Annotated in this window: 21 protein-coding genes and 3 pseudogenes; 15 read left to right on the top strand and 9 right to left on the bottom strand. The window is 73.0% G+C overall.

Features of this window, described 5'->3' with window-relative positions; genetic code table 11:
• Window positions 1-43: 43 nt before the first annotated feature.
• Both ACFQS1_RS27390 and ACFQS1_RS27385 read right to left on the bottom strand, forming a co-directional pair.
• Complete coding sequence (locus tag ACFQS1_RS27390; protein WP_378973687.1) at window positions 44-1,531, bottom strand: long-chain-fatty-acid--CoA ligase; 1,488 nt, start codon at window positions 1,529-1,531, stop codon at window positions 44-46.
• On the bottom strand, window positions 1,503-2,969 hold the full coding sequence (locus tag ACFQS1_RS27385) for a WS/DGAT/MGAT family O-acyltransferase (RefSeq protein ID WP_378973684.1): 1,467 nt from the start codon (window positions 2,967-2,969) through the stop codon (window positions 1,503-1,505). Before ACFQS1_RS27385 ends, ACFQS1_RS27390 begins: the two co-directional genes overlap by 29 nt.
• A gap of 121 nt (window positions 2,970-3,090) precedes the next feature.
• On the opposite strand from ACFQS1_RS27385, the gene ACFQS1_RS27380 reads away from it, so the two are divergent.
• Genes ACFQS1_RS27380 through ACFQS1_RS27370 form a run of 3 tightly spaced genes read left to right on the top strand, consistent with a single transcriptional unit; the run spans window position 3,091 to window position 5,332 of the window.
• A complete protein-coding gene (locus ACFQS1_RS27380) occupies window positions 3,091-3,969 on the top strand; it encodes an alpha/beta fold hydrolase (RefSeq protein ID WP_378973682.1) in 879 nt (292 codons plus the stop codon).
• A gap of 50 nt (window positions 3,970-4,019) precedes the next feature.
• The gene (locus ACFQS1_RS27375; RefSeq protein WP_378973679.1) at window positions 4,020-4,976 is read left to right on the top strand and encodes a patatin-like phospholipase family protein; all 957 of its coding nucleotides are present in this window, start codon (window positions 4,020-4,022) and stop codon (window positions 4,974-4,976) included.
• A gap of 2 nt (window positions 4,977-4,978) precedes the next feature.
• Window positions 4,979-5,332, top strand: a complete 354-nt coding sequence (locus ACFQS1_RS27370) for a helix-turn-helix domain-containing protein (RefSeq protein WP_378973676.1) — start codon at window positions 4,979-4,981, stop codon at window positions 5,330-5,332.
• 25 nt (window positions 5,333-5,357) lie between these two features.
• Here the strand turns inward: ACFQS1_RS27370 and ACFQS1_RS27365 are convergent, their stop codons facing one another.
• Window positions 5,358-5,609, bottom strand: coding sequence for a hypothetical protein (locus tag ACFQS1_RS27365; protein ID WP_378973674.1), 252 nt, complete (start codon window positions 5,607-5,609; stop codon window positions 5,358-5,360).
• Between the two features lie 90 nt (window positions 5,610-5,699).
• A complete protein-coding gene (locus ACFQS1_RS27360) occupies window positions 5,700-5,996 on the bottom strand; it encodes a 2TM domain-containing protein (protein WP_378973671.1) in 297 nt (98 codons plus the stop codon).
• 324 nt (window positions 5,997-6,320) lie between these two features.
• Between ACFQS1_RS27360 and ACFQS1_RS27355 the strand changes: the two genes are divergently transcribed.
• From ACFQS1_RS27355 to ACFQS1_RS27305, 11 genes and pseudogenes are all read left to right on the top strand, one after another.
• Window positions 6,321-7,193, top strand: coding sequence for an MIP/aquaporin family protein (locus tag ACFQS1_RS27355; RefSeq protein WP_378973668.1), 873 nt, complete (start codon window positions 6,321-6,323; stop codon window positions 7,191-7,193).
• Window positions 7,194-8,519: 1,326 nt separating this feature from the next.
• Complete coding sequence (locus ACFQS1_RS27350; RefSeq protein WP_378973666.1) at window positions 8,520-9,650, top strand: 4Fe-4S dicluster domain-containing protein; 1,131 nt, start codon at window positions 8,520-8,522, stop codon at window positions 9,648-9,650.
• Window positions 9,644-10,105 (top strand): cyclic nucleotide-binding domain-containing protein, encoded by a 462-nt coding sequence (locus ACFQS1_RS27345; protein ID WP_378973664.1) that lies wholly within the window; start codon window positions 9,644-9,646, stop codon window positions 10,103-10,105. The genes ACFQS1_RS27350 and ACFQS1_RS27345 overlap by 7 nt, the downstream gene beginning before the upstream one ends.
• Window positions 10,102-10,908, top strand: a complete 807-nt coding sequence (locus ACFQS1_RS27340; protein ID WP_378973661.1) for an FAD/NAD(P)-binding protein — start codon at window positions 10,102-10,104, stop codon at window positions 10,906-10,908. Before ACFQS1_RS27345 ends, ACFQS1_RS27340 begins: the two co-directional genes overlap by 4 nt.
• On the top strand, window positions 10,908-11,681 hold the full coding sequence (locus ACFQS1_RS27335; protein ID WP_378973659.1) for an NADH-quinone oxidoreductase subunit B family protein: 774 nt from the start codon (window positions 10,908-10,910) through the stop codon (window positions 11,679-11,681). Before ACFQS1_RS27340 ends, ACFQS1_RS27335 begins: the two co-directional genes overlap by 1 nt.
• Window positions 11,678-12,976 carry a Ni/Fe hydrogenase subunit alpha gene (locus ACFQS1_RS27330; protein WP_378973656.1) on the top strand — a complete coding sequence of 433 codons (1,299 nt, stop codon included), beginning with the start codon at window positions 11,678-11,680 and terminating at the stop codon, window positions 12,974-12,976. Before ACFQS1_RS27335 ends, ACFQS1_RS27330 begins: the two co-directional genes overlap by 4 nt.
• 5 nt (window positions 12,977-12,981) lie before the next feature.
• Window positions 12,982-13,434 carry a hydrogenase maturation protease gene (locus tag ACFQS1_RS27325; protein ID WP_378973654.1) on the top strand — a complete coding sequence of 151 codons (453 nt, stop codon included), beginning with the start codon at window positions 12,982-12,984 and terminating at the stop codon, window positions 13,432-13,434.
• A gap of 79 nt (window positions 13,435-13,513) precedes the next feature.
• A pseudogene (locus ACFQS1_RS27320) lies at window positions 13,514-14,350 on the top strand (universal stress protein); the annotation flags it as partial.
• A 27-nt stretch (window positions 14,351-14,377) separates the two neighbouring features.
• The gene (locus ACFQS1_RS27315; RefSeq protein WP_378973829.1) at window positions 14,378-14,848 is read left to right on the top strand and encodes a GyrI-like domain-containing protein; all 471 of its coding nucleotides are present in this window, start codon (window positions 14,378-14,380) and stop codon (window positions 14,846-14,848) included.
• Window positions 14,849-14,929: 81 nt separating this feature from the next.
• Window positions 14,930-15,850, top strand: coding sequence for a universal stress protein (locus ACFQS1_RS27310; protein ID WP_378973651.1), 921 nt, complete (start codon window positions 14,930-14,932; stop codon window positions 15,848-15,850).
• A 117-nt stretch (window positions 15,851-15,967) separates the two neighbouring features.
• On the top strand, window positions 15,968-16,360 hold the full coding sequence (locus tag ACFQS1_RS27305; protein WP_378973649.1) for an Hsp20/alpha crystallin family protein: 393 nt from the start codon (window positions 15,968-15,970) through the stop codon (window positions 16,358-16,360).
• Between the two features lie 70 nt (window positions 16,361-16,430).
• On the opposite strand, the pseudogene ACFQS1_RS27300 reads toward ACFQS1_RS27305, so the two are convergent.
• From ACFQS1_RS27300 to ACFQS1_RS27290, 3 genes and pseudogenes are all read right to left on the bottom strand, one after another.
• Window positions 16,431-16,826: pseudogene (locus tag ACFQS1_RS27300) on the bottom strand (NAD(P)(+) transhydrogenase (Re/Si-specific) subunit beta); the annotation flags it as partial.
• Window positions 16,827-16,935: 109 nt separating this feature from the next.
• Window positions 16,936-17,442 (bottom strand): annotated as a pseudogene (locus tag ACFQS1_RS27295) (Rossmann-fold NAD(P)-binding domain-containing protein); the annotation flags it as partial.
• Window positions 17,443-17,504: 62 nt separating this feature from the next.
• Complete coding sequence (locus ACFQS1_RS27290; protein WP_378973647.1) at window positions 17,505-18,098, bottom strand: hypothetical protein; 594 nt, start codon at window positions 18,096-18,098, stop codon at window positions 17,505-17,507.
• A 177-nt stretch (window positions 18,099-18,275) separates the two neighbouring features.
• Here ACFQS1_RS27290 and ACFQS1_RS27285 point away from each other — a divergent pair, with 177 nt between their 5' ends.
• Window positions 18,276-18,716, top strand: coding sequence for a hypothetical protein (locus ACFQS1_RS27285; protein WP_378973645.1), 441 nt, complete (start codon window positions 18,276-18,278; stop codon window positions 18,714-18,716).
• 77 nt (window positions 18,717-18,793) lie between these two features.
• Here ACFQS1_RS27285 and nifJ read toward each other — a convergent pair whose 3' ends face one another.
• Together nifJ and ACFQS1_RS27275 are read right to left on the bottom strand one after the other, a co-directional pair.
• The gene (gene nifJ, locus ACFQS1_RS27280) at window positions 18,794-22,336 is read right to left on the bottom strand and encodes a pyruvate:ferredoxin (flavodoxin) oxidoreductase (protein WP_378973643.1); all 3,543 of its coding nucleotides are present in this window, start codon (window positions 22,334-22,336) and stop codon (window positions 18,794-18,796) included.
• Window positions 22,333-23,970, bottom strand: a complete 1,638-nt coding sequence (locus ACFQS1_RS27275; protein ID WP_378973640.1) for an NAD(P)-binding protein — start codon at window positions 23,968-23,970, stop codon at window positions 22,333-22,335. Before ACFQS1_RS27275 ends, nifJ begins: the two co-directional genes overlap by 4 nt.
• Window positions 23,971-23,993: the final 23 nt, after the last annotated feature.

The raw sequence follows: 23,993 nt of genomic DNA, 5'->3' as shown, positions 1-23,993 counted from the left end.
CTCATGGCCGCCGTCCGCGAATCGCGGACGGCGGCCATCGCTGTCAGACGAGTTCCTTCTTGGCGACCTTGCCGGAGGCGGTCAACGGCAGTTCGTCCCGGAGCTCGACGAGCCGCGGGTACTTGTAGGCCGCCAGCCGCTCGCGGCAGTACTCGACGATGTCGCCGGCGGCCGGCGTACGCCCGGGTGCGGGCACGACGATCGCCTTGACCTCCTGACCCAGCCGTTCATCCGGAACGCCGATCACGGCGGCCTCGATGAGGTCCGGGTGCCGGTAGAGGACCTCCTCCACCTCGCGCGGATACACGTTGTAGCCGCCGCGGATGATCAGCTCCTTCTTGCGGTCGACGATGTAGAAAAAGCCGTCGGCGTCGGCGTAGCCCAGGTCGCCGGTGTGGAACCAGCCGCCGCGGAACGCGTCGGCGGTGGCGGCCGGATGCCCGTGGTAGCGGCGCATCGTGTGGTATCCGCGGGTGACCAGCTCGCCGATGTGGCCGCGGCCGGGCGGCAGGCGGCGGTCGTCGTCGTCCCAGACCTCGACCTCGACACCCCAGACCGGCTTGCCCACGCTGTACATCCGGCGGTCCTCCGGGCTGCGGTTGAAGGTGATCGTCGACGCGGTCTCCGTCATGCCGTATCCCTCGAGGATCGGCACCCGGAACTGCCGCTCGAACTCGTCCAGCACGTGCGCCGGGATGGCATCGCCGCCGGAGACGCAGACGCGCAGCGACGACGTGTCGTAGTCGGTGGTCCGGGCGCTCGCCAGCAACGCTCCGAACATCGTCGGCACGCCGTCGAAGACGGTGGCCCGGTCGCGTTCGATCGTGGCGAGCACCCGGTCCGGGGTGAAGCGGGGGACGAGCGACAGCGCCGCGCCGAAGCGTACGGCCAGGTTCATCGTGCTGGACATGCCGTACACGTGGAAGAACGGCAGCGCGGCGATCACCACGTCATCGGGGCGGATTTCGAACAGCCGCCCGGGGATGTCGGCGTTCATGTACAGCTGGAAGTGGGTCAGCTCGGCGCCCTTGGGCACACCGGTGGTGCCGGAGGTGTAAACGACGGCCGCGGTGTCGCCGGGCGCCCGCTCGCACAGCGGCAGCGGCTCGGCCACCGGCGCCAGGAGGTCGTCGAAGGTGCCGGCGCCGACGACGTACACCTCGCCGACACCGGCCTCGGCGGCGGCCTTGCCCGCTTCGGCGGCCGTGCCCGCCCACGTGATCAGCGCGCGGGCGCCGGAGTCGGTCAGTTGGTAGGCGATCTCGGGGGCGCGCAGCAGCACGTTCATCGGCACCACGACGCCGCCCGCCTTGAGGATGCCGTAGTAGGCGACCAGGAATTCCGGGATGTTCGGCAGCTGCAGGGCGATCGCCGTGCCGGGCCGGACGCCGCGGGCGGCCAGGCCCGCGGCCAGGGCGTCGGAGCGGGCGTCCAGTTCGGCGTAGGTGACGACACCGCCGTCGTGCAGCACCGCCGGAGCGTCCGGCCGGGCGGCGGCGGACTCACGCAGGATGACGGCCAGATTCAACATGTCGGCTCCCTTCCGAGCGGGAATGAGACTTGGCTCGCGGACGCCGGGCGGCGACATGCCGGGCTGCCGGCCGCATGCGCGCCACCTCGTCCACCACGGCGGCGGCGAACTGCGGTGCTTCGGGCACCGCGGAGAAGTCGGTGGTGACACCGAACGCGGCTTGGCCGCCGTAGGTCATGACGGCGACGCCGATCCGCATGCGTTCGGCGATCGGCACGTAGGGGAGGATCTCCCGGATCGGCCGGCCCAGGACGTACAGCGGGACGGGCGGGCCGGGCACGTTGGTGGTGACCGTGGCGAGCCCGCGCTGCGGCAGGCTCAGCGCCGTGCGGATGACGAAGGACACGGCCGCGTACGGCTCCTGGTCGGCCAGCGCGACCAGCGCGACGCCCGCCTCCACCTCGTGCCGTTCCCGCAGCGCGGCGATCCGCTCGTGCACCGCGCGCAGGCGTCCGGGCGCGTCGTCGATCTCCACCGGCAGATCCAGCAGCAGTGAGGCGATCCGGTTGTCGAAGATGTGCCGCGCGTCCTCGTGCCGGACGTTCACCGGCACCAGGGTGCGGATCGCGCCGGCCTCGGGCCGCTCGCCGCGAGCGTCCAGGATCCGCCGGAACGCCCCGGCCACGGCGGCGAGATAGACGTCGTTGACGGTCGTCCCGTTCGCCTTGGCCACCGCCTTGATGTCGGACAGCGGCATCCGGGCGACGGCGTAACGGCGGGCCCGGCCCAGCGGCCCGGCGAGCGAGGTCGGCGGGGCGGGCAGAAAGGCCTCGGCCATCGCGGTGGCGCCGCGGGCGAGCACGCCGAGCCGGTTCATCGTCCGGTCGGGGTCGCCGATCGCGGCGGCGATCTGCCGGGCCTGCTCGAACGGCATGCGGGCCAGCCGTCCGAGCGCGTCGAGCGTGAGATCCAGGTCGCCGGCGCTCGCCTCGGGCTGCCACGTATCCGGGACGGGCGGGCGGGACTCGGGGGTGGTGTCGCAGATCAGCCGATAAAGCTCGTTGCCGGTGACACCGTCGATCATGCAGTGGTGCACTTTGGACAACAGCGCCCAGCGACCGCCGGCGAGGCCCTCGATCAGCCAGTCCTCCCAGAGCGGCCGGTCGCGGTCCAGGCGTTGCGACATCACCCGGCCGATCAGCCGCTCGAGGGCGGCGTCGTCGCCGGGCTCGGTGAGAGCGGTGCGGCGCAGGTGGAAGTCGAGGTCGAAATCGGGGTCGTCGACCCAGACCGGCCGGCCCAGGTTGAACGGCACGCGGCGCACCTTCTGCCGGTAGCGCGGCACGAGCGCCAGCCGGCCGCGGATCGCCGCGGCGAACTCCGCCTGGCTCGGCGCCGGTCCGTCGAGCACGGCGACCGACGCGATGGCGAGCGACGCGTGCGGGTCCTTGTCCTCGGCGTCCAGAAAGGACGCGTCCAACGGGCTCAGGTATTCCACGATGCCCTCCGCGGTCGGGTCGGGTGACGGTCACCCTCTGCCACCGTCGCTCGCCGGAGGTCCGCTCACCAGGGCCGTCCGGCCCGTTCCGGCACGGCATGGCGGGAGTCACGCTGGAACCATGACCATCAGCACGGCGCGGCACGGCGAGCTCGAGATCGCGTACGAGATCGAGGGTCCCCCGCCGGGTGAGCCCCTCCTCCTGATCATGGGTCTCGGGCTGTCCATGGACTTCTGGCCGGAGCAGTTCCGGACGCTGCTCGTGGAGCGCGGCTTCCGGGTGGCCCGGTTCGACAATCGCGACGTCGGCCGTTCCACCCACCTGACCGGGCTGGGCGCGCCGTCCGTCCGGTCGCTGCTGGGCCGTCGGCGTGCCGGATACGCTCTCGCGGACATGGCCGCCGACGCGCTGGCCGTGCTCGACGCGGCGGGTTGGGCGAGCGCGCACGTGGTCGGCGTCTCGCTCGGCGGCATGATCGCGCAGACGCTCGCGGTCCGCCACCCCGACCGGGTACGCAGCCTGACCTCCTTGTCCTCCACGCCGTCGCCGCGGATCGGCCGCCCGGCCCCGCACGTGCTCCCCCTGCTGCTGGCCGGGCCGGTGCGCGACCCGGCCGCGGCCGCCGACCGCATGGTCCGGGTGTTCCGGGTCATCGGCTCGCCGGCCTACCCGCACGACGAGGCGGAGATCCGGGCCGCGGCGGCCCGCGCCTTCGACCTCGCGCACGACCCGGACGGCATCCGCCGGCAGCTCGCGGCGATCGTGTCCGCCGCCGACCGCCGGCCGATGCTGCGCCGCCTTCGCCTGCCGGCCCTGGTCGTGCACGGCGACGCCGACCCGCTGATCCGGCCGGCCGGCGGCCGCGCCACGGCCCACGCCATCGCCGGTGCGAAGCTGGTGATTTACCCCGGTATGGGCCACGACCTGCCCGCAGCGCTCCAGCCGGACATCGCCGACGAGATCGCGGCGCTCGCTCGCCGGTGGGCAGCGGCGCGCTGATCGTGGCACCATGTGCCTCAGGTCACCATGACCGGTGCGGATGGTGCGACATGGCAAGTGGCAAGCGCGTGGGCCTGGTGCTGGGCGCGGGCGGAACCCTGGGAGCCGCCTGGACGATCGGCGGCCTCGCCGCCGTCGAGGAACGGATCGGCCGCCCGCTGAACGAAGCGGACGTCATCGTCGGCACCAGCGCCGGCAGCATCGTGGCCGCCGCGCTCCGGCATGGGTTCACCCCGGCGGATCTGGTCGCCCACCAGCTCGGCGAGGGTGGCGAGCACCTGCCCGGCGCCCACGAGTTCGAGCACGACTCGGGCCGGCTGCCACCGCCCCCGCGGCTGCGGCTCGGCTCGGCCCGCCTGCTGGCGACCGCGGCCCTCGCCCCGCACAGCGTTCATCCGACCGTGCTGGCCAGCGCCCTGCTCCCGCAGGGGCGATCGGAGCACCACACCCTGCGGCGATACGTGCAGACCCTGGTCCGCGACGACCCGGATCGATGGCCCGAGCGGGACACCTGGATCGTCGGCGTCGACTACGAGTGCGGCCGCCGGGCCGTGTTCGGCCGGGCCGGCGAGCCCGCCGCCCCGCTGCCGGACGCGGTCGTCGCCTCCTGCTCGATCCCCGGCTGGCACCGGCCCACCCGGATCGGCGACCGCCGCTATGTCGACGGGGGCGTGCGCTCCGCGGCCTCTCTCGACCTGCTGCACGCCGTACGACTCGACGAGGTGTACGTGCTGGCGCCGATGGCCAGCCGGGAGACCGACCGGCCAGTGCGCCCCGCGTGGCGCGCCGAACGCGCCATGCGGCAGATGTTCGCCGTGCAGCTCGACCGGGAGCGACGCAAGGTCGAGCGCGGCGGCGCCCGGGTCACCGTGCTGACCCCCGGCCCGGCCGACCTGGCCGCGATCGGCCTCAATCTGATGGACGGCCGGCGCCGGCACGAGGTCCTGCGCACCGCTCAGGTCACCGTCGCGGCGGCGCTGCGGCGCGACGTCCCGGCGGCGGCCTGACCGTGGCCGCCGGCCTGCCACCCAGCCTCGGCGAGATCATCCGGCGCCGGCGGGAACTGGCCGAGTTCCCGGTCCGCCGGTTCGCCGCGATGGCCGGCATCTCCGGCCCGTACCTGTCGCAGATCGAGCGCGGTCTGCGGGCGCCGTCGGACCGGGTGTTGCAGGCCATCGCGACCTCGCTGCGGACCACCGCGGACGCGCTGCGGCGCGAGGCCGGCCCGGAATGGGACCCGCCCCCGGCCGTGCTGACCGCGATCGCCCGGGACCCGCGGCTCACCTCGCGCCAGCGGCAGGCGCTGACCGAGGTCTACCTCGCCTTCGTCGCGGCGGCGGACGGCGATCGGCCCGCGGGCTGAGCCCGCGGGCCGATCCTCGATGGGGTTACTTCAGGATTTGCCGTGCCGTCTTCACGTACGCGGCGCCGACGTCCTCGATGAGCCCGGCGCTCGTGGTGAGCGCCTCCTTCACCCACGGGTACGGCGCGATCTTCGCGGCGTCCTTCTCGAACGCCACGACATCGGCGACCCCGCGCTCGTAGACGTTGACCGCCAGGGCGCCGACCTCGCGGCCGATACGGCGGGTGCGCTCGCGGCGGAGCGCGGCCCCGGTGGGCTTGGTGCTGGTGGCTGTCATGACTCTCGCCTCCCTCAGTTAGCACGTTAGCTCCGCGTCGCTAACGCTGTCAGGGCCGTCCGGCCCGTCCTCATCGGACCTTCGCCCAGCTCAGCGCCGGCTCAGCCGGTCCATCTCGCGCCGGATCGCCTCCTCCGACGGCGCCGACCCGACGAACACGTCCCAGGCGTGGAACACGAGCCCGATCCCCCAGCCGAGCATCGGGAACATCGGCCAGTAGAACCCACCCGGCGTGGTCAGCCACCAGATGCCGTTCAAGAGCAGATTCACCAACACGTACGCCAGGACATGCGCGCCCAGATCGCGCCTCTTGCGCAGCCGGGCAACCGCCACCGCGCGCAGATCCTCCGCGCCGGTGCTTTCCCGTGTCTCCTCCGAGGTGCTCATCACCCACCTCCTTTCCGCAGTGGATCCGCCTGTCACGTTCCGGTATTCCGCGGCCGTCGCGCAGAGTCGGACGGCCCTGCCGACCGAAGCTTCCGGCCCTGCCGCGCGCCGCCGGCAGCCGATACGTCTGAGGGAAGGAGAACTCGCCCGCCGCGACATAGCCGTCGCACATTGAGAGGTCGTCATGGGTCGTCGACCGGCCGTCGTGATCGTGACTGTCGCGGTCCTGGTCTTTCTGGGCGTCACGGCGGCAGCCGGCGGCGCTGCGTGATCAAGGGACCATCGGCACTGATCAAGGAGGGTGCGCCCGCCCAGACTGAAGACATGGTCCTGATCACCGCAAGCGCCTCGACGTTCCGGCCGCACGACGACGACGTCCGTGCGGCTCTCGGTGAGCTCGGCCTGACGACGGCGTTCATGTTCGCCGTCTTCACGCTGGTGCGCTGGGGTATGGCCACGGCGGGCGCCGAGGCCACGGCGCTCGATCTGCGGATCCGGTGTGCCGTCGTGTCGATGACGGTCGGCCTGATCATCGTGGCCTTCGCCGTGTCCCGGCTGGGACGCTGGACGGGCGCCCACATGAATCCGGCGATCACCCTGGCGCTGTTCGTCCACGGGCGCACGCCGGCCCGCCGGGTGCTCCCGTATCTGGCCGCGCAGACGGCCGGTTCGGTCGTCGCGGCTGCGCTCGCCCGTCTGGCATGGGGCACGGCGATGTCGGACGCGCCGGCCCGGTGGGCGGTCGTCCAGCCGGCCGCCGGCTGGGACAGCACGGCGGTCGCGTTCGCCGAGGCCGCAGTTCTGGGGGTCATCGTGACCGTGATGTGCTGGGTGCTGGACCATCGGCCGGGGTGGCCGCTGCCGTGGATCGTCGGGTTGATGTTCGGTCTGCAGGGCGCCGTGTTCGGCACGGTCACCGGCGGATCGGCGAACCCGGCCCGCCAGCTCGGCCCGGCCCTGTTCTCCGGACAGACCCATCTGCTGGTTGTCTACTTGGCCGCGCCCGTCGTCGGTGGCGTCGCCGCCGCATGGGCGATCCGCTGGTCTGATCAATCGGCGGTCCGGATCGTCACCGTCGACCCGTTGTTCCACGGGTTGGCCTCGCTCAGCGTCGAGCCGGCGGCGTTGGCGCCGTTGACCTCGAGGTCGAGGGTGCCGCTGGAAACCGCAGCCGGCCGGCGGAAGGCGAACGTGTAGTGCGCGCTCCCGCGCACCGGCGGCGGAGCGACGGACACCACGAAGCTGCCGGCGCCGTGCGTCGTCGCGGCCGGCCACGCGGAGCCGGTGCGCTCGAGGCCGTCGCTGGGGTAGAAGGTGAGCTGGATCTGCCGGGGCCGGGCGCCCCAGCCGTGCCGGACGGCCACGGTCAGCGTCCCGTACCGGTAGCCGGCGACCGCCGGGCCGAGCACAAGCTCACCGGTGGTGAGCGAGGTCTCCGTGACGTACGGGTTGGCTGTCATCCGCGTCGGGCCGCTCACCTGCTGGAACCGGCCACTCGTACGGCGGTAGCCGCGGTCCTGCCAGGTCTGCGGCGTCTGGTCGTCCCCGCTGCGCTGGTAGTCGCCGACGCGCACCGTCACGACGCCGTTGCCGCCGACGCGCTCGCTGCCCGTACGGATGTTGCGGATCTCGCCGGTGGTGGCAACGACCTGGCCCATCGTGACGATGCGGCCGGACGCGTCCCGGTCGAACGCGACCACCTGCTGGCTACGACCCTCGATCATGCAGCCGAACTCGGCGACGGTCTCTTCGGCGCCGTCGCGGTCGACGTCGCCGTAGGCTGCCCCGAGCAGGACGATCTCGACGCCGGTGGGTGGTTTGCCGGGGGTGAGGTAACCGCCGCCCGGAATCCGCACCGCACCGTCGTGGAAATGCAGGCGTCCGGACGGTCCCCGGACGTTGTCGGACGGCCAGGGCGGAATGGTCAAGGTGGAGTTTCTCAGCGTCTCCAGCGAAATGCGGCCGTCGGCAACGTGTGCGGACGGCGGCGAGGACGAGTGCGACGGCGCGGGCGCCGAGGTGGCGGGCGGTGACGTCGGGGCGGCCTCGCTCGGCGCGGGAGTCTTCTCTCCGGTGCGGTGCAGCCCTAGATAGAGGGCGATCGGCGTCAGCACCGCCAGGACGGTCAGCACTGCCACCAGCACGACGCGCCAGGCGTGACTGCGGCCACGGGGTGGTCGGGGTTCCGGTACGGGATCGAACTGCTGGGTGGGTTGCTCGGACATGGCGCACCTCCCGGGTCACGGCTCGGCGACCCGTCACCTCCACCGTCGTATCGGCGGTGCCGGACGGCCAGGGGAGGACGTCGTGTCTTCGTGTTACCAAAGGCTCCGGAGGCGGAGCATGAGCAGGCCGAGGACCGTCCACGCGCCGATCACCGCCGGCCACGTCTCGCAGGGTCGGTCGTCCACCATGGCGCCGCCGGCGGAGACGTCCCACCTCCACGGGACCATCGGCCCTGGCCGCGGCGTCGCGCGCCGAGGTGTGGTGAAGGTGCCACCCGGCCGCTGCCTGAGGAGGTGCATGATGCCCGAGGACGCCGTTCTGCTCGACGCCGAGGCGTTGCCCCGGCTGGTCTCCGAGCTGCGCGAGCGCGGCTACACCGTGGTCGGCCCCACCGTCCGCGACGGCGCGATCATGCTGTCCGAGCTCGAATCCGCGGCCGATCTGCCGTACGGGTGGGGCGTGGAGACCGAGGCCGGACGGTACCGCCTGCGCCGCCGCGACGACACGGCCGCCTTCGCCCACTCGGCCGGCCCGCAGTCGCTCAAGGACATCCTGCATCCACCGCGCGCCCGGCTGTGGTCGGCCGACCTCACGACCGGCGACGTCGCCACCGGCCCCGACGAGGCACCACGGTACGCCGTGATCGGCGCGCGCCCGTGCGACTTGGCGGCCGTGGGCGTGCTGGACCGGGTTCTGTCCGGCGGCGCGCACCCCGAGCCGATCTACACCGCCCGGCGCGACGGGGTCTTCCTGGTGGCCGTCGAGTGCACCGAACCCGGCGCCACCTGTTTCTGCACCTCGATGGGTGGTGGGCCGGACGCCCGTGACGGCTTCGACCTGGCCATGACCGAGCTGACCGGCGAGCGCGGTCACCGCTTCGTCGTCCGGGCCGGCTCGCCGGCCGGCGCCGAGGTGCTGGCGGCCCTTCCGACCCGGCCGGCCGGTGAAGAGGCGGTGACGGAGGCGCGCGAGGCGGTCGCCGGTGCGGCGCGCGCCATGACGCGATCCATGCCCGACGAGTCGCTGCCCGGCCTGCTCGCCGCCGCCCGCGAGGCACCGCACTGGACGGAGGTGGCGTCGCGGTGCCTGACCTGCGGCAACTGCACCATGGTCTGTCCGACCTGCTTCTGCACCACCACCGAGGACGTCACCGACCTGACCGGCGAGCACGCCGAGCGGTGGCGCCGCTGGGACTCCTGCTTCGATCTCGACTTCTCCTACCTGCACGGCGGCAGCGTCCGGGTCAGCGGCGAGTCCCGCTATCGGCAGTGGATGAGCCACAAGCTCGGCACCTGGCACGACCAGTTCGGCTCCTCGGGCTGCGTCGGCTGCGGCCGGTGCATCGCCTGGTGCCCGGCCGGTATCGACATCACCGAGGAGGCCGCGGCTCTGTCGGCGTGGCGCCGGAGCGAGGAGGAGCCGTGCTGACCGAGATGACGATCCGCGTCCAGGCGCAGCCGTTCTTCGCCGGGTGGCCCGCCGCGCTGATCCGCGAGCTCTGCGAGTGCGCCACCCCGGATGCCTTCCCGGCCGGCGCCGCCATCTTCGCCGAGGGCGGCTCGGCCGACGCGTTCTGGCTGCTCGAGGCCGGCACGGTCGCGCTCGGCCTGCACGGGCCGGTGCGTGGCGACGAGGTGATCGAGACGATCGGGCCCGGCACCGTGCTGGGCTGGTCGTGGCTGCATCCGCCGTATAGGTGGCATTTCGGCGCGACCGCGATCGAGGAAGTCACTGCCGTGCGCTTCGACGCCGCGAGGGTACGGCTGCGCTGCGAGACCGACCCGGAGTTCGGGTACGCGATGCTGAGCCGGTTCACCCCGGTCATCATCGATCGGCTCCAGACGGCCCGGCTGCGCCTGCTCGACCTGTGGGGCGCGTCGTGACCGCGCCGGTGCCGTACCGGGTCCGGGCGCGCCGGGTGGAGACGGCCGACACGGTCACCCTCGAGCTGTCCAACGACGACCGGCCACTCCCGGCCTTCCGGCCCGGTCAGTTCGCCATGCTCACCGCGTACGGGATCGGCGAGGTGCCGATCTCACTCAGCGGTGGCGGCGACAGCGGCCGGCTGGTGCACACGCTGCGCAGCGTCGGCGCGGTGACCGCGGCGCTGCATGCCTGCGAGCCGGGACGGGTCGTCGGGGTGCGCGGGCCGTTCGGCAGCGAGTGGGACGTCGGCGCCGCCCGTGGTCGCGACGTGGTGGTCGTGGCCGGCGGGATCGGGCTGGCGCCCCTGCGGCCGGTGGTGGAAGCGCTGATGGCCCGCCGCGCCGACTTCGGCCGGGTGTCCGTGCTGGTCGGCGCCCGCACCCCGGCCGACCTCCTCTATCCGGAAGATCTGCGCCGCTGGGCCCGGCGGGCGCAGGTCGCGGTGATCGTGGACCGCCCGGCCGAGGGCTGGACCGGCGACGTCGGCCTGGTGACCACCCTGATCCCACGCGCGGACCTCGACCCGGCCGCGGCGGTGGCGTTCGTCTGCGGGCCCGAGGTGATGATGCGGTTCGTCGCCGAAGCGCTGATCCGGCGCGGCCTGACCGGGCACGAGATCCGGGTCTCGCTGGAGCGGGACATGCGCTGCGGCGCCGGCTGGTGCGGCCACTGCCAGCTCGGGCCGGTGCTGGTCTGCCGGGACGGCCCGGTGTTCCGGTACGACTCGGTGGAGCCGCTGCTACGGGTGCGGGAGCTGTGATGACGAATTCGATGCCCACCCTCGCGGTGTGGAAGTTCGCGTCCTGCGACGGCTGCCAGCTCAGCCTGCTCGACTGCGAGGACGAGCTGCTCGCGGTGGCCGGCCGCGTTCGGGTGGCGCACTTCCTGGAGGCCAGCCGGGCGGTGGCGGACGGGCCGTACGACGTTTCGCTGGTGGAGGGCTCGATCACCACCGCGCACGACCTCGAGCGCATCCGCCGGATCCGCGAGGTGTCGCGCACGCTGGTCACCATCGGCGCCTGCGCCACCGCCGGCGGCATCCAGGCGCTGCGCAACTACGCCGACGTGACCGAGTTCGCGTCCGTGGTCTACGCCCGGCCCGAGTACATCGACACGCTGGCCACCTCGACGCCGATCGCGGCGCACGTGGAGGTCGACTACGAGCTGCACGGCTGCCCGGTCGACCGGCGGCAGCTGCTCGAGGTGCTGGGCGCGCTGCTGGTCGGGCGCAAGCCGAACATCCCCGCGCACAGCGTCTGCTTCGAGTGCAAACAGCGGCACAACGTCTGCGTCGTCGTCGCGCACGGCACGCCCTGCCTGGGCCCGGTCACTCGCGCGGGCTGCGGCGCGCTCTGCCCCTCGGTGTCGCGCGGTTGCTACGGCTGCTTCGGCCCGTCCGAGTCGCCCAACTTCGCCGCCGAGGCCGCCCTCCTCCGCACGGCCGGCATGTCGGAGGACGACGCGCGACGTGCGTACCGGACCTTCAACTCCACGGTCTTCGTCGAGCTGACCCGGCGGGAAGGAACGTCATGACGCACCGCGGCGAACGGATCCTCGACGTGCGGGCCCTCGCGCGGGTGGAGGGCGAGGGCGCGATGCACGTGCGCGTGCGCGGCGGCCGGGTCGACGACGTGCGGCTGGAGATCTACGAGCCGCCGCGCTTCTTCGAGGCGTTCCTGCGCGGCCGGCGCCACACCGAGCCACCCGACATCACGGCCCGGATCTGCGGGATCTGCCCGGTGGCGTACCAGATGAGCGCCTGCGCCGCGATCGAGGACGCCTGCGGCGTACGTGTCGGCGGGTCTGTCGGCGAATTGCGCCGGCTGCTCTACTGCGGTGAGTGGATCGAAAGCCACACGCTGCACATCTACCTGCTGCACGCGCCCGACTTCCTCGGCTACCCCGGCGCGATCGAGCTGGCCAAGGATCGCCGCGACCTGGTCGAGCGGGGGCTCGCGCTCAAGAAGACCGGCAACGACCTGCTCGAGCTGCTCGGCGGCCGGGCGATCCACCCGGTCAACGTGCGGGTCGGCGGCTTCTACCGGGCGCCCACCCGGGCCGAGCTCGCCCCGATGCGGGAGCGGCTGCGCGTCGCGCTCGACCACGCCCTGGCCACCGTGCAGTGGGTCGCCGGCTTCGACTTCCCGGATTTCACCCACGACCACGAGCTGCTCGCGCTCACCGTCCCGGACCGCTACGCGATCGAGACCGGCTCGGTCCGTACCACCGGCGGCCTCCGGTTCCCCGTCCGGGAGTTCGAGGACCACGTGATCGAGGAGCAGGTGCCGCACTCCACGGCCCTGCACGCCCGGCTGGCCGGGCGCGGCCGTTACCTGACCGGCCCGGCCGCCCGCTTCACCCTCAACGGTCACCTGCTGTCGCCGCTGGCGCGCCAGGCCGCCGACGCGGCCGGCCTGGGCGCGGGCTGCCGCAATCCCTACCGCAGCGTCGTGGTCCGGGCCGTCGAGGTCGTGTACGCGGTGGAGGAGGCGATCCGCCTGATCGACGCCTACGAGCCGCCCGCCCGGCCGTACGTGGACGTGCCGCCGCACGCCGGCATCGGCCGCGGCGCCACCGAGGCTCCACGCGGCGTCCTGTTCCACCGCTACGAGCTGGACGCCGAGGGCCTGGTCACCTCGGCGCGGATCGTGCCACCGACCTCGCAGAACCAGGCGGCCATCGAAGACGATCTCACTCGCTTCGTCCAGGCCCGGCTCCACCTGGACGACGAGCGCCTGACCGCCGCGTGTGAGCAGGCGATCCGCAACTACGACCCGTGCATCTCGTGCGCCACCCACTTCCTCGATCTTTCGGTCGACCGGGGGTGAGGACCGTGGCCGGCGGCGGGCGGATCGTGATCGGCGTGGGCAACGAGTATCGGCGCGACGACGGGGCCGGCCCGCGGGTCGTGGCGGAGCTGACCGGTGATCTCGCCGGCGCCGAGCTTCGGGTCACCGACGGCGAGCCGAGCCGGCTGCTGGACCTGTGGACCGGCGTCGCGCTCGCCGTCGTGGTGGACGCCGTCCACGCCCCGGACCACCCGCCCGGCACCTGGTTCGAGGTCACCGCCGGCGAAACGCCCGAATCGCCGGCCACCGGCACGCACGGCGCCGGGCTGGGCACCGCGGTGGCCCTCGGCCGGGCGTTGGGACGCCTGCCGCGCCGGCTCGTCGTGCTGGCCGTCTGCGGGAGCGAGTTCGGCTTCGGCGCCGGCCTGAGCGCACCGGTCGAGGCAGCGATCGCCCCGGTGGCCGCGCGGATCCGTCAGCTTGTCGTCCCGGACTGACGGGTCCAACGACTCTGCCCGCCACGCCGCCCGCGACCGACAGTGAAAGGGGAAGACTCGATCGAAAGGCGGCCGGGAGATGACCTCGTTGCGAGTGATGGCCGGGTACGACGGGTCCGTGGCGGCCGGCGAGGCGATCGAGGTGGCCGCCGCCCTGGCGCCCCGCGCCCAGGCGTGGATCACCCATCTGTGGACGCCACCGTTCGCCAGCGACGCCCTGCGCCGGCGCCTCTGGCACGGCACCCGCCGGGTCGACGACTTCGTCGCCGCGGTCGAGCGCGAGGGCGCTGCCGAGGCCGACCAGGTCGCCGCCATCGGCGTCGCGCTCGCCCGCTCGGCCGGATGGCAGGCCGAGCCGCTGGTCGAGCGCGGCTACGGCGGCGAGGGCGTGCAACTGGCCGAACTCGCCGAGAAACTCGACCCCGACTTGCTGGTGCTCGGCTCACGCGGGCTGGGCGGCGCCCGCGCCGTGCTGGGCAGCGTCTCCGACATGGCCGTGCACTACGCGCGGTGCCCGGTGCTGGTCGTGCCGCATCCGCTGTTCACCGGCGAACGCGCGGCGCTGCCGGCCGGGCCGGTGCTCGTCGGCTGGGACGGCTCGCCGGGCGCCCGGCGGGCGCTTGCCGCGGCCGAGGAACTGTTCGGCGAACGCCGCATCGTCCCGGTCGCGGCCCACGACGGCACCCTGCCGCAGCCGGCGCCGCCGGGCTACGCCGAGATCACTGTCGAGACCGAGGGCGGGCGCCCACCCGGACGGGCGGTCGCCGACGCGCTCGCCCAGCAGGCGGCCAAGGAGGGCGCCGCGCTGATCGTCGTCGGCTCGCGGGGCCGCTCGGCGGTACGGGAGATCCTGCTCGGCAGCGTGGCGATGGCCACTCTGCACCACACGACACGCCCGGTCCTGATCGTCCCCCACTCCCATCGGGACGAAGGAGGGAAAGCGATGATGACAAACACCACCGACCGCATCGAGGTGACCAGCCTGCCGGCTCGCGTGATCGTGGGGCGGCGGGAGAGCGTCGCCATGGCGGACCTGTCCACGTTCTTCGGCCGGACGATCCCGGTCGTCGCCGCCGAGTTCGCCCGGCTCGGCCTCGTGCCGGCCGGACCGGCGACCGCGGTGTACACGAACGAGGCGCACCAGGTGTTCGACGTGACCGTGGGCTTCCCGGTCGACGGCGGGCCGGAGCTCGGCGGCCTCGAGGCCCAGCGACTGCCCGGGGGCCGGGTGGTGCGGGCCGAGCACACCGGACCGTATCGGACGCTGCCGGCCATGTACGCCGCCCTGAGCGCGTGGTTCGCCGACCATGCCCGCACGCCGCCGCGGCTGATGTGGGAGGAATACCTGGCCGGGCCGGACGCCACCGGTGACGAGTCCGCGTGCCGCACCCGGGTCGTGTACCCGCTGGGCTGAGCCGGCGGGACCATCGGCCCTGGCCGGGTGAGCCGCCCCGGGCTGTGCTGAGAGGAGAGACAACGGTCTGAGGAGGCCGTCATGAGTGATCTCGACAAACTCCGTACCGAACGAGAATCCCACCAGGCCCACGCGGTCCGCGGCAGCGGCACCCGATACAGCGAGGCGGTCGACCGATACCTCGGTGTGGCCGCCTACCGCTCGCACGAGCCGGCCCGGCCCGTGGCCACCGCGGTGCCGCGAGGCGCCCTCGCCCGGACCGGGCTCGTGCTCGTCGGCGTGGACGACACCGCCGCCAGCTACACCGCGCTCGACCACGCCGCGATCGAGGCCGAGCTGCGCGGCTGGGATCTCAGGATGATGCATGTCCAGCGTGCGGGCGGCCTGCGCTCGCCGCCGCGGGAAGCCGGCGCGCGGCTGCTCGAACGGCTCACCGAGCGCGTCCACGCGTGCTCGCCTTCGGTCACCGTGACCAGCCGGCTGACCGCCGGATCGGCCGCGCCGCTGCTGCTGGTCGAGGCGAAGAAGGCCAACCTCGTCGTGGTGGGCCATCGGCACGGCGCCGCCGGCTCGGTGTTCGGGGTCAGCGTGAGCGACCGGATCGCCGCCGGCCACAACGGTGTGGTGATGGTCGTGCGCATCCCCGGCTGGCCACCCGGCCCCGGCTTCGGCGCCCGGCCGATCGTGGTCGGTGTCGACGGCGAGGACAGCCCGGCCGTGGGCTTCGCCCACGCCGAGGCCAAGCTGCGCGGCAGCGACCTGGTGCTGCTGCATGCCGGGCGAGCCCCGCGCAGCGAGCGGGCCGACACCGTGGGCGGGGTGCGGATGCAACGCCGGTTCGTCGCCGACGACCCCGTCACCGCGCTGATCGAAGCCTCGAGCCGGGCCGCCGCCCTGGTCCTCGGCCGGCACGGTCCCGGTGGCATTCCGTCCGGGCTGCTCGGATCGGTGAGCCGGTCGGTCGTGCAGCATGCCCACTGCCCCGTCTTCCTGGTGGGCTGACCCATGGTGGTGCCGGTGCGCACGGCACGACCGGTGGCCCGGACAACCGGGCCGTCCGGCCCTGGCCGGGCCGGCGAGCCCGAGATCGGATGGAGGAGAGAGAGGAAGGAGGAGAAGATGAGCGCGTTGTTGCCGCGGCTGTTCGGTGACATGACCGACTGGTTCGAGCTCGACTTCCCGCGCCCGATGCCGGCGATCCGTTTCGAGGATCGGCTCAGCGACCAGGAGTACGTCCTGCGCGCCGAGCTGCCCGGTCTGGACCCGGAGAAGGATGTCCAGATCACCGCCTTGCACGGGGTGCTGACCGTGAAGGCCGAGCGCCGGGAGGAGGAGACCAGCCGGCACCGCAGCGAGTTCCGCTACGGGACGGTGCAGCGTTCGGTGCGCCTGCCGGCCAACGCGGACGAGTCCGCGATCAAGGCCACCTACCGCAAGGGGATCCTCGAGATCACGGTGCCGCTGACCGCGCCGCCACCGGCCGGCCGGCAGATCGCCATCGCCGCGGAGTGACTCCCTCCGGGAACGGCCGGCGGCCCTCGGGCCGCCGGCCGTTCCGCGCGTGCGTCAGTGGGCGCGTGCGTCAGTGGGCGTAGGTGTGCAGCGCTGCCAGCAACGCGGTCAGCCCCTTTTTCGCGTCGGCGAACAGCATCGCGGTGTGCGGGCTGGTGTAGAGCTCGTTGTCGATGCCGGCGTAGCCGTGCCCGAGCGAGCGTTTGAGCACGATGACCGAGCGGGCTTTGTCGACGTCGAGGATCGGCATCCCGGACACGGGGTTGCCGGGTCGCCGTGCCGCCGGGTTGGTGACGTCGTTGGCCCCGACGACCAGGGCGACGTCGGCGCGAGGCAGTTCGGTGTTGCTCTCCTCCAGGTCGCGGAGCTGGTCGTAGGGCGCGTTGGCCTCGGCGAGCAGCACGTTCATGTGTCCGGGCATGCGGCCGGCGACGGGGTGGATGGCGTAGGTGACTTCGACGCCGTGTTCGGCGAGCGCCTCGGCGAGGGCGACCGCTTCGTGCTGGGCCTGGGCGGCGGCCGAGCCGGCGCGCGGTGGCGATCGCCTGCAGGCCGGCGACGCCGGCGCCGAGGACCAGGACCTGGGCCGGGCGGGTGGTGCCGGCGGCGGTCATCAGCATCGGGAAGAAGCCGGGGTACGCCTCGGCGGCCAGCAGCGCCGCCTTGTAGCCGGCCACATTGGCCTGCGAGGTCAGCGCGTCCATCGCCTGCGCCCGGCTCAGCGTGCGGGGCAGCAGGTCGAGACTGACCGCGGTGACCCCGGCGGCCGCCAGCCGCTCGGCGAGCTCGGGGTCCCGCAGCGGATTCAGCAGACCGATCACCAGCTGACCCGGCCGGCACGCCTCGACGACGTCCTCAGGTGGGTGCAGGCAGAGCAGGATGTCGCTCTCGGCGTACACCTGGACACGCGGAACCACGACGGCGCCGGACCAAGCCTCGTCGCCGAAGAAGGCCCCCCGCCCCGCGCCGGTTTCCACCAGCACCCGCACGCCGCCCGAACACAGGCGTCGTGCCCCATCCGGGCTGAGCGCCACCCGCCGCTCGCCCGGCGCGGTCTCCCGCAACACACCGACAGTGGTCATCGTCCCTCCCTCGGACGCAGCCGTCCGCCCGGCCGTCGAGGCCGGGCGGCGAAGGTGCGGGTTCAGATCAGCCAGCGGTTCTTCTGGACGAAGGGCAGCGAGGCCCACCAGCGTCCCAGTCCCCAGGTGTGTCCGGCGTAGGTGAGCGCGAGGACGACGCCGGTGACGGCGTAGATGAAGTGGTAGTCGGTGATCGGGTTGGTCGAGCCGCTCGGCTTGCCGTCGGCGGTGGTCTTGTCGAGGGGGAACTCGGCGAGCCACATCATGGCCATCATCAGGACTGCCGCGCCGGCGGCCAGCCGCATGCCGATCCCGAGCACGAAGGCAAGGCCGATGCCGAGCAGGCCGAGCATGAACAGCCAGTTGGCCCAGCCGGTGCCGGCGATGTTGTGGAAGAAGTCCTGCAGCCAGGTGGGGCCGACGTCGACGCCGGAGAGGAAGCCCTTGGTGGGGGAGCCGCCGTTGATCCAGGCTTTGGCGGACGGGGTGGCGAAGCCGAAGCCGAAGGTCTTGTCGAGGAATGCCCACAGGAACACGAAGCCCGTGGAGATGCGCAGGACCGCGAGCGCCTTGGCGGCGGTCTTGGTGAGCATGGAGCCGGGCGCCTCGACCTTCTCGAGGTGCTGGGCGGCGGCGCCGCGGCCGATGGTTGTCATGGTGTCCTCCTCAATCGATGTCCTTGCCTTGAGCCTGCTCGCCCGGCGCGTCTGGCGCCCGTGCCTGACAGCCCGACCTGCACAGGTCCAAAGTCCCTAGTCCGCCGCCCGCGGGGCGGACCACGATGACGGCAGGGCTCGTGGCGGGCCCGGAGCCGCTGTCGCGGGGAGGTCGAGATGACCGCCACCAGCAAGAGCCGCACGCCGGTCGCCCGGCGCGCCGGATATGCGATCGCCGTCCTGGTCAACACCCTGCTGATCTATCTGATCAACGTCTGGCCGGGCTGGGACGTGCTGCCGTTCCTCACCGCCGGTATGACGCGGGTGCTGCCGCTGATCAACCTGTCGCTCGTGGCCGGGGTCGCGGTCAACCTGGTCTGTCTGGCCCACGACGCACGATGGCTGGTGGCCGCGGGTAGTCTGGTGACCACCAGCATCGGGCTCGCCGCAACCGTCCGGATGTGGCAGGTCTTCCCGTTCGACTTCGCCGCGGGCTCCCCCTGGCCGGCCGTTGTCCGCGTGTTGCTGATCGTGGCGATGGCCGGCAGCGTGATCGGGATCGTCGTGCAGATCGTCACGCTGCTCCGAGCGGCGGCCGGCCGGAACCGGCCGCATTGAGTCGTCGTCGGCGGGATGACCCGGCCGGCCAGGATGACCCGGCCGGCCGGGATGAGCTGGCCGGCCAGGATGAGTGGTCAGCGGCCGGGCCGGGCGTCGGCCGGGAAGCGCTCGGGGCCACGGGTGGCCATCTCCTCGTAGACCTGCCAGCGCTGGTCGACCGCCTCCTGGGCGAGCGCGGCGAGCCGGGCCGCCTCGGCCGGGTCGGTGTCGCGCAGCCGGCGGAAGCGCAGCTCCCGGTCGGTGTACTCGGACAGCGGCGTGCGCGGGCGGGTCGAGTCGAGCAGGAACGGGTTGCGGCCGGCCGCACGCAGCACCGGGTCGTAGCGCATCAGCGGCCAGTATCCACTGCGGACGGCGCGCTTCTGCTGGCCGAGGCCGTCGCGCATGTCGATGCCGTGGGCGATGCAATGGGCGTACGCGATGACCAGTGACGGACCGTCGTAGGCCTCCGCCTCCCGCAGGGCACGCAGGGTCTGTTCGGGATCGGCGCCCATCGCGACCCGGGCGACGTACACGTTGCCGTAGGCGATGGCCTGCAGGGCCAGATCCTTCTTGGGGGTGGTCTTGCCGGCGGCGGCGAAGCGGGCGACGGCCGACAGCGGGGTGGCCTTGGACATCTGGCCGCCGGTGTTCGAGTAGACCTCGGTGTCCAGCACCAGCACGTTGACGTTGCGGCCGCTGGCCAGGACGTGGTCCAGCCCGGCCGAGCCGATGTCGTAGGCCCAGCCGTCCCCGCCGACGATCCAGACGCTGCGCCGCACCAGGTGGTCGAGCACGCTGCGCAGGTCGGCGACGGCGGGATCGGCGGCCGGCAGGGCGTTCAGCCGGCGGCTCAGCTCGGCGAGCCGGTCCCGCTGCGCCGCGAACTCGGACTCGCGTCGTTGCGGCGCGGTCAGCACCGCGTCGACGAGCTCGGGGCCGAGCCGGTCGCGCAGCTGCGCGAGGCGGTCGGTGGCGAGCCGGTGGTGCAGATCGGCGGCGAGGCGGAAGCCCATGCCGAACTCGGCGTCGTCCTCGAACAGCGAGTTCGACCACGCCGGGCCGCGGCCCTGGGCGTTGTGCGTCCACGGAGTGGTGGGCAGGTTCCCGCCGTAGATCGACGAGCACCCGGTGGCGTTGGCGACCATCAGGCGGTCGCCGAACAACTGCGACAACACCTTCAGGTACGGCGTCTCGCCGCACCCCGCGCAGGCCAGCGAGAACTCGAACAGCGGCTGCAGGAACTGGGCGCCGCGGACCGTGCCGAAGTCCACCCGGGACCGGTCGGCGTGCGGCAGCGTCTCGAAGAAGGCGATGTCGGCACGTCCGGCGTCGAGGCGGGGCTCGCGGAGTTCCAGGTTGATCGCTTTACGGTCCGGGGTGCCGATCGGGCAGGCCTCGACGCACAGCCCGCAGCCGGTGCAGTCCTCCAGGTAGACCTGGAGCGTGAACCGGGAGTCGGGCAGGCCGCGGGCGTCCAGCGGCGCCGACGGGAAGCCGTCCGGCGCGCCGGCCAGGTCCTTGAGGTCGTAGAGCTTGGACCGGATCACGCTGTGCGGGCAGACGAACGAGCAGTTGCCGCACTGGATGCAGGTCTGCGGGTCCCAGACCGCCACCAGATCGGCGATGTTGCGCTTCTCGTAGGCGGTGGTGCCGCCGGGGTAGGTGCCGTCGGCCGGGAGCGCGCTGACCGGCAGCCGGTCGCCCTCGCCGGCGAGCATCGCCCCGGTGACCTCCCGGACGAAAGGTGGAGCGTCCGGCGGCACGGGTGGCGGGCGGCGGCGGGTGGCCGTGGCAATGCGCGGAATGTCGACCGGGTGCAAGGCGTCCAGAGTGGCGTCGACCGCGGCGTGGTTGCGTGCCACGACTTCGGGACCCTTCCGCGCGTACGTCTGATCGATCTTGTCTTTGATCTTGGCGATCGCGGCGTCGCGGGGCAGCACCCCGGAGATGGCGAAGAAGCACGTCTGCAGGATGGTGTTGGTGCGCCCGGGCAGGCCCTGCTCGGTGGCGATGCGGTCGGCGTCGATCGCCCAGACGGCCAGCTCCTTGTCGAGGATCTGCTGCTGCACGTCGCGGGACAGCTCGTCCCACACGTGCTCCGGGCGCGGGCAGTTGAGCAGCAGCGTGCCGCGTGCCGCCGCCCGGGAGAGGACGTCGACCCGGTCCAGCAGGCCGAGGTGGTGGCAGCCGACGAACTCGGCCTCGGTGATCAGGTACGGGGCGCGGATCGGTCGCGGGCCGAAGCGCAGGTGCGAGACGGTCATCGAGCCGGATTTCTTGGAGTCGATGACGAAGTAGCCCTGGGCGTGCACCGCCGGATCGGCGCCGAGGATCTTGATGGTGTTCTTGTTGGCGCCGACCGTGCCGTCCGAGCCCAGCCCGTAGAAGACCGCGCGGACCGTGCCCGGCGGCTCGATGTCGAGCGTTTCGTAGGGCAGGCTGGTGCCGGAGACGTCGTCGACGATGCCGACGGTGAACCGGGGCCGGGGCCGTTCGCGGGCCAGCTCGGTCAGGACCGCGGCGACCATGCCGGGGGTGAACTCCTTCGAGCCGAGCCCGTACCGGCCGCCGATCACGGTGGGCATGCGGTCGCGGCCGCTCTCGGCCAGCGCGGCGAGCACGTCGAGGAAGAGCGGTTCGCCGAGCGAGCCGGGCTCCTTGGTGCGGTCGAGGACGGCGACGCGGGTCGCGGTGGGCGGAATGGCCGCCGCCACCGCCTCGGCCGGGAATGGCCGGAACAGCCGGATCTGCACGACGCCGACCCGCCCGCCGGTGGCCGCCACGGTCTCTCGCGCGGTTTGCCCGCCCGAGCCCATCATGACGATCACTCGCTCGGCGTCCGGGGCGCCGAAGTACTCGACGATGTCGTAGCCGCGGCCGGTCCGCGCGGCCAGGGCCGTCATCGCGGCCCGCACCTCGCCGGGCACCCGGGCGTAGTACGGATTGACCGTCTCGCGGCCCTGGAAGTAGACGTCGGGGTTCTGCGCGGTCCCCCGGATCACCGGCCGCTCGGGGGAGAGCGACCGGGTCCGGTGCTCCCGGACGACCTCGGCCGGCACCAGTGCCCGCAGGTCCTCGTCGGTCAGTGTCTCGATGGTGTTGATCTCGTGGGAGGTGCGGAAGCCGTCGAAGAAGTGCACGAACGGCACCCGGGTGCGCAGCGAGACGGCCTGGGCGATCAGCGCGAGGTCGTGTGCCTCCTGGACCGAGGCGGAGGCGAGCATGGCGAAGCCGGTCGTGCGGGCGGCCATCACGTCGGAGTGGTCGCCGAAGATGGACAGCCCCTGGGCGGCCAGCGAGCGAGCGGCCACGTGCAGCACCGCCGGGGTCAGCTCACCGGCGATCTTGTACATGTTCGGGATCATCAGCAGCAGGCCCTGCGAGGCGGTGAACGTCGTGCTGAGCGCGCCGCTCTGCAGGGCGCCGTGCAACGCTCCCGCGGCGCCGCCCTCACTCTGCATCTCCACCACCGTGGGCACCGAGCCGAAGATGTTCGGCCGGCCGGCCGCGGACCACTCGTCGGCCAGCTCGGCCATCGTCGAGGACGGCGTGATCGGATAGATGCAGCAGACCTCGTTGAGCCGGTACGCCACATCGGCGCAAGCCTGATTGCCGTCGACCGTCGCGCGGGTCATGGGGTCGCCTCCGGGAGCATCGTGATGGCGTGCACCGGGCACTGGTCGAAGCAGGTGCCGCAGCCGGTGCAGCGGTCGTAGTCGATCCGGTACCGATTGCCCGGCCCGAGCTTGATCACCGCGTCCTCCGGGCAGGCGCCGAGGCAGCCGTCGCATTCGAAGCAGGTGCCGCAGGACAGGCAGCGGGCCGCCTCGTAGCCGGCGGCGGCCGCGTCGAGCCCGCCGACCACCTCGGTGAAGTCGGTGACCCGCTCGGCCGGGTCGCGCTCGGCCTGGCCCCGGCGAGCCGCGTCACCGAAGTACCACAGGTGCAGGTCGGCGAAGGCTGCCACCGGCGGGCGCGCGGCCTGCGGAGCCGGCAATCCACGCAGATAGGCGTCGATGTTCCGGGCGGCCGCCTTGCCGTGGCCGACGGCAACCGTGACGGTCCGCTCGGCGGGCACCATGTCACCGCCGGCGAACACCCCGGGGCAGCCGGTCATCAGCTCCGGCGAGACCACGACCGTGCCGTCCGGGCCGAACTCGACGCCGGGCACGCCGCTCAGAAAAACGGTGTCGGCGCGCTGCCCCAGGGCGAGCACGACCGTGTCCGCGGCGAGGGTCTCGGTGCGGCCGGTGGGCACCGGCCGCCCGTCCGGATCCAGTTCCATGATCTCGACCGTCAGCGACGGCCCGTCGAAGGCCTGGATCGTCCGCAACCAGTTGATCTTCACGCCCTCGCGTTCGGCCTCGTCCGCCTCCTCGGCGTGCGCCGGCATCTGGGCGCGGGTGCGCCGATAGACGATCAGCGCCTCCTCCGCGCCCAGCCGCCGGGCCACCCGGGCGGCGTCCATGGCGGTGTTGCCGCCGCCGTAGACCGCGACCCGCCGGCCGATGGCCGGCCGCTCGCCGGCGGCGACGCTGTGCAGCAGGCTCACCGCGTCGACGATCCGGCCGGCCTCGCGGGCCGGGATGTCGACCCGCTGGGACAGGTGCGCGCCGACCGCCACGAAGACCGCGTCGAACCGGCCGCCGCGCCGCTCGGCGATCAGGTCGCGGACCGGATGGTTGCCGACGATCTCGACGCCGAGGGCGGCGAGCCGGGCGATCTCGCCGGCCAGCACGTCGCGGGGGAGCCGGTAGGCGGGGATGCCGTAGCGCATCATCCCGCCCGGCTCCGCCTCGGCGTCGTGGATCACCACGTGGTGTCCGAGCCGGGCCAGGTGGTAGGCCGCGGACAGGCCGCTAGGCCCGGCGCCGACGACCAGCACCCGCCGGCCGCTGGGCGCCGGCGGCGGGTCGAACTGCCAGCCACGCTCGAGCGCCAGATCGCCGAGGAAACGCTCCACCCCGTGGATGGACACCGAGCTGTCCAGCTCGGCGCGGTTGCAGGCGCTCTCACAGGGGTGGTAGCAGACCCGCCCGTGGATCGCCGGGAACGGGTTCTCCGCCACCAATAGCCGCCAGGCGCGCTCGTGCTCGCCGGCGCGGGTCAGGGCGAGCCAGCCCTGGATGTTCTCGCCGGCCGGGCAGCCGGCGTTGCAGGGCGGCAGCAGGTCCAGATAGACCGGCCGCCGTGCCCGGGCCGGCCCGCCACGAGCCTCGTCCAGGCGCAGATCGGGTGGTGCCGTCAAGTCTTTGTGCGCCGCGTCCATGGATCCATGCAACGCCCCCGGCG

It is taken from the genome of Paractinoplanes rhizophilus (assembly GCF_042664765.1).
Lineage (GTDB): Bacteria > Actinomycetota > Actinomycetes > Mycobacteriales > Micromonosporaceae > Actinoplanes > Actinoplanes rhizophilus.
The sequence above is the reverse complement of the archived record's forward strand: the minus strand, read 5'-3'. Positions and strand labels throughout refer to the sequence as shown.

Coding starts and splice junctions, on each gene's coding strand:
- ACFQS1_RS27290 (WP_378973647.1), bottom strand. CDS start 18,098: ATGACAACCATCGGCCGCGGCGCCGCCGCCCAGCACCTCGAGAAGGTC.
- ACFQS1_RS27315 (WP_378973829.1), top strand. CDS start 14,378: ATGATGACAAACACCACCGACCGCATCGAGGTGACCAGCCTGCCGGCT.
- ACFQS1_RS27350 (WP_378973666.1), top strand. CDS start 8,520: ATGATGCCCGAGGACGCCGTTCTGCTCGACGCCGAGGCGTTGCCCCGG.
- ACFQS1_RS27365 (WP_378973674.1), bottom strand. CDS start 5,609: ATGACAGCCACCAGCACCAAGCCCACCGGGGCCGCGCTCCGCCGCGAG.
- ACFQS1_RS27305 (WP_378973649.1), top strand. CDS start 15,968: ATGAGCGCGTTGTTGCCGCGGCTGTTCGGTGACATGACCGACTGGTTC.
- ACFQS1_RS27335 (WP_378973659.1), top strand. CDS start 10,908: ATGACGAATTCGATGCCCACCCTCGCGGTGTGGAAGTTCGCGTCCTGC.
- ACFQS1_RS27285 (WP_378973645.1), top strand. CDS start 18,276: ATGACCGCCACCAGCAAGAGCCGCACGCCGGTCGCCCGGCGCGCCGGA.
- ACFQS1_RS27375 (WP_378973679.1), top strand. CDS start 4,020: ATGGCAAGTGGCAAGCGCGTGGGCCTGGTGCTGGGCGCGGGCGGAACC.
- ACFQS1_RS27330 (WP_378973656.1), top strand. CDS start 11,678: ATGACGCACCGCGGCGAACGGATCCTCGACGTGCGGGCCCTCGCGCGG.
- ACFQS1_RS27310 (WP_378973651.1), top strand. CDS start 14,930: ATGAGTGATCTCGACAAACTCCGTACCGAACGAGAATCCCACCAGGCC.
- ACFQS1_RS27390 (WP_378973687.1), bottom strand. CDS start 1,531: ATGTTGAATCTGGCCGTCATCCTGCGTGAGTCCGCCGCCGCCCGGCCG.
- nifJ (WP_378973643.1), bottom strand. CDS start 22,336: ATGACCCGCGCGACGGTCGACGGCAATCAGGCTTGCGCCGATGTGGCG.
- ACFQS1_RS27275 (WP_378973640.1), bottom strand. CDS start 23,970: ATGGACGCGGCGCACAAAGACTTGACGGCACCACCCGATCTGCGCCTG.
- ACFQS1_RS27360 (WP_378973671.1), bottom strand. CDS start 5,996: ATGAGCACCTCGGAGGAGACACGGGAAAGCACCGGCGCGGAGGATCTG.
- ACFQS1_RS27355 (WP_378973668.1), top strand. CDS start 6,321: ATGGTCCTGATCACCGCAAGCGCCTCGACGTTCCGGCCGCACGACGAC.
- ACFQS1_RS27380 (WP_378973682.1), top strand. CDS start 3,091: ATGACCATCAGCACGGCGCGGCACGGCGAGCTCGAGATCGCGTACGAG.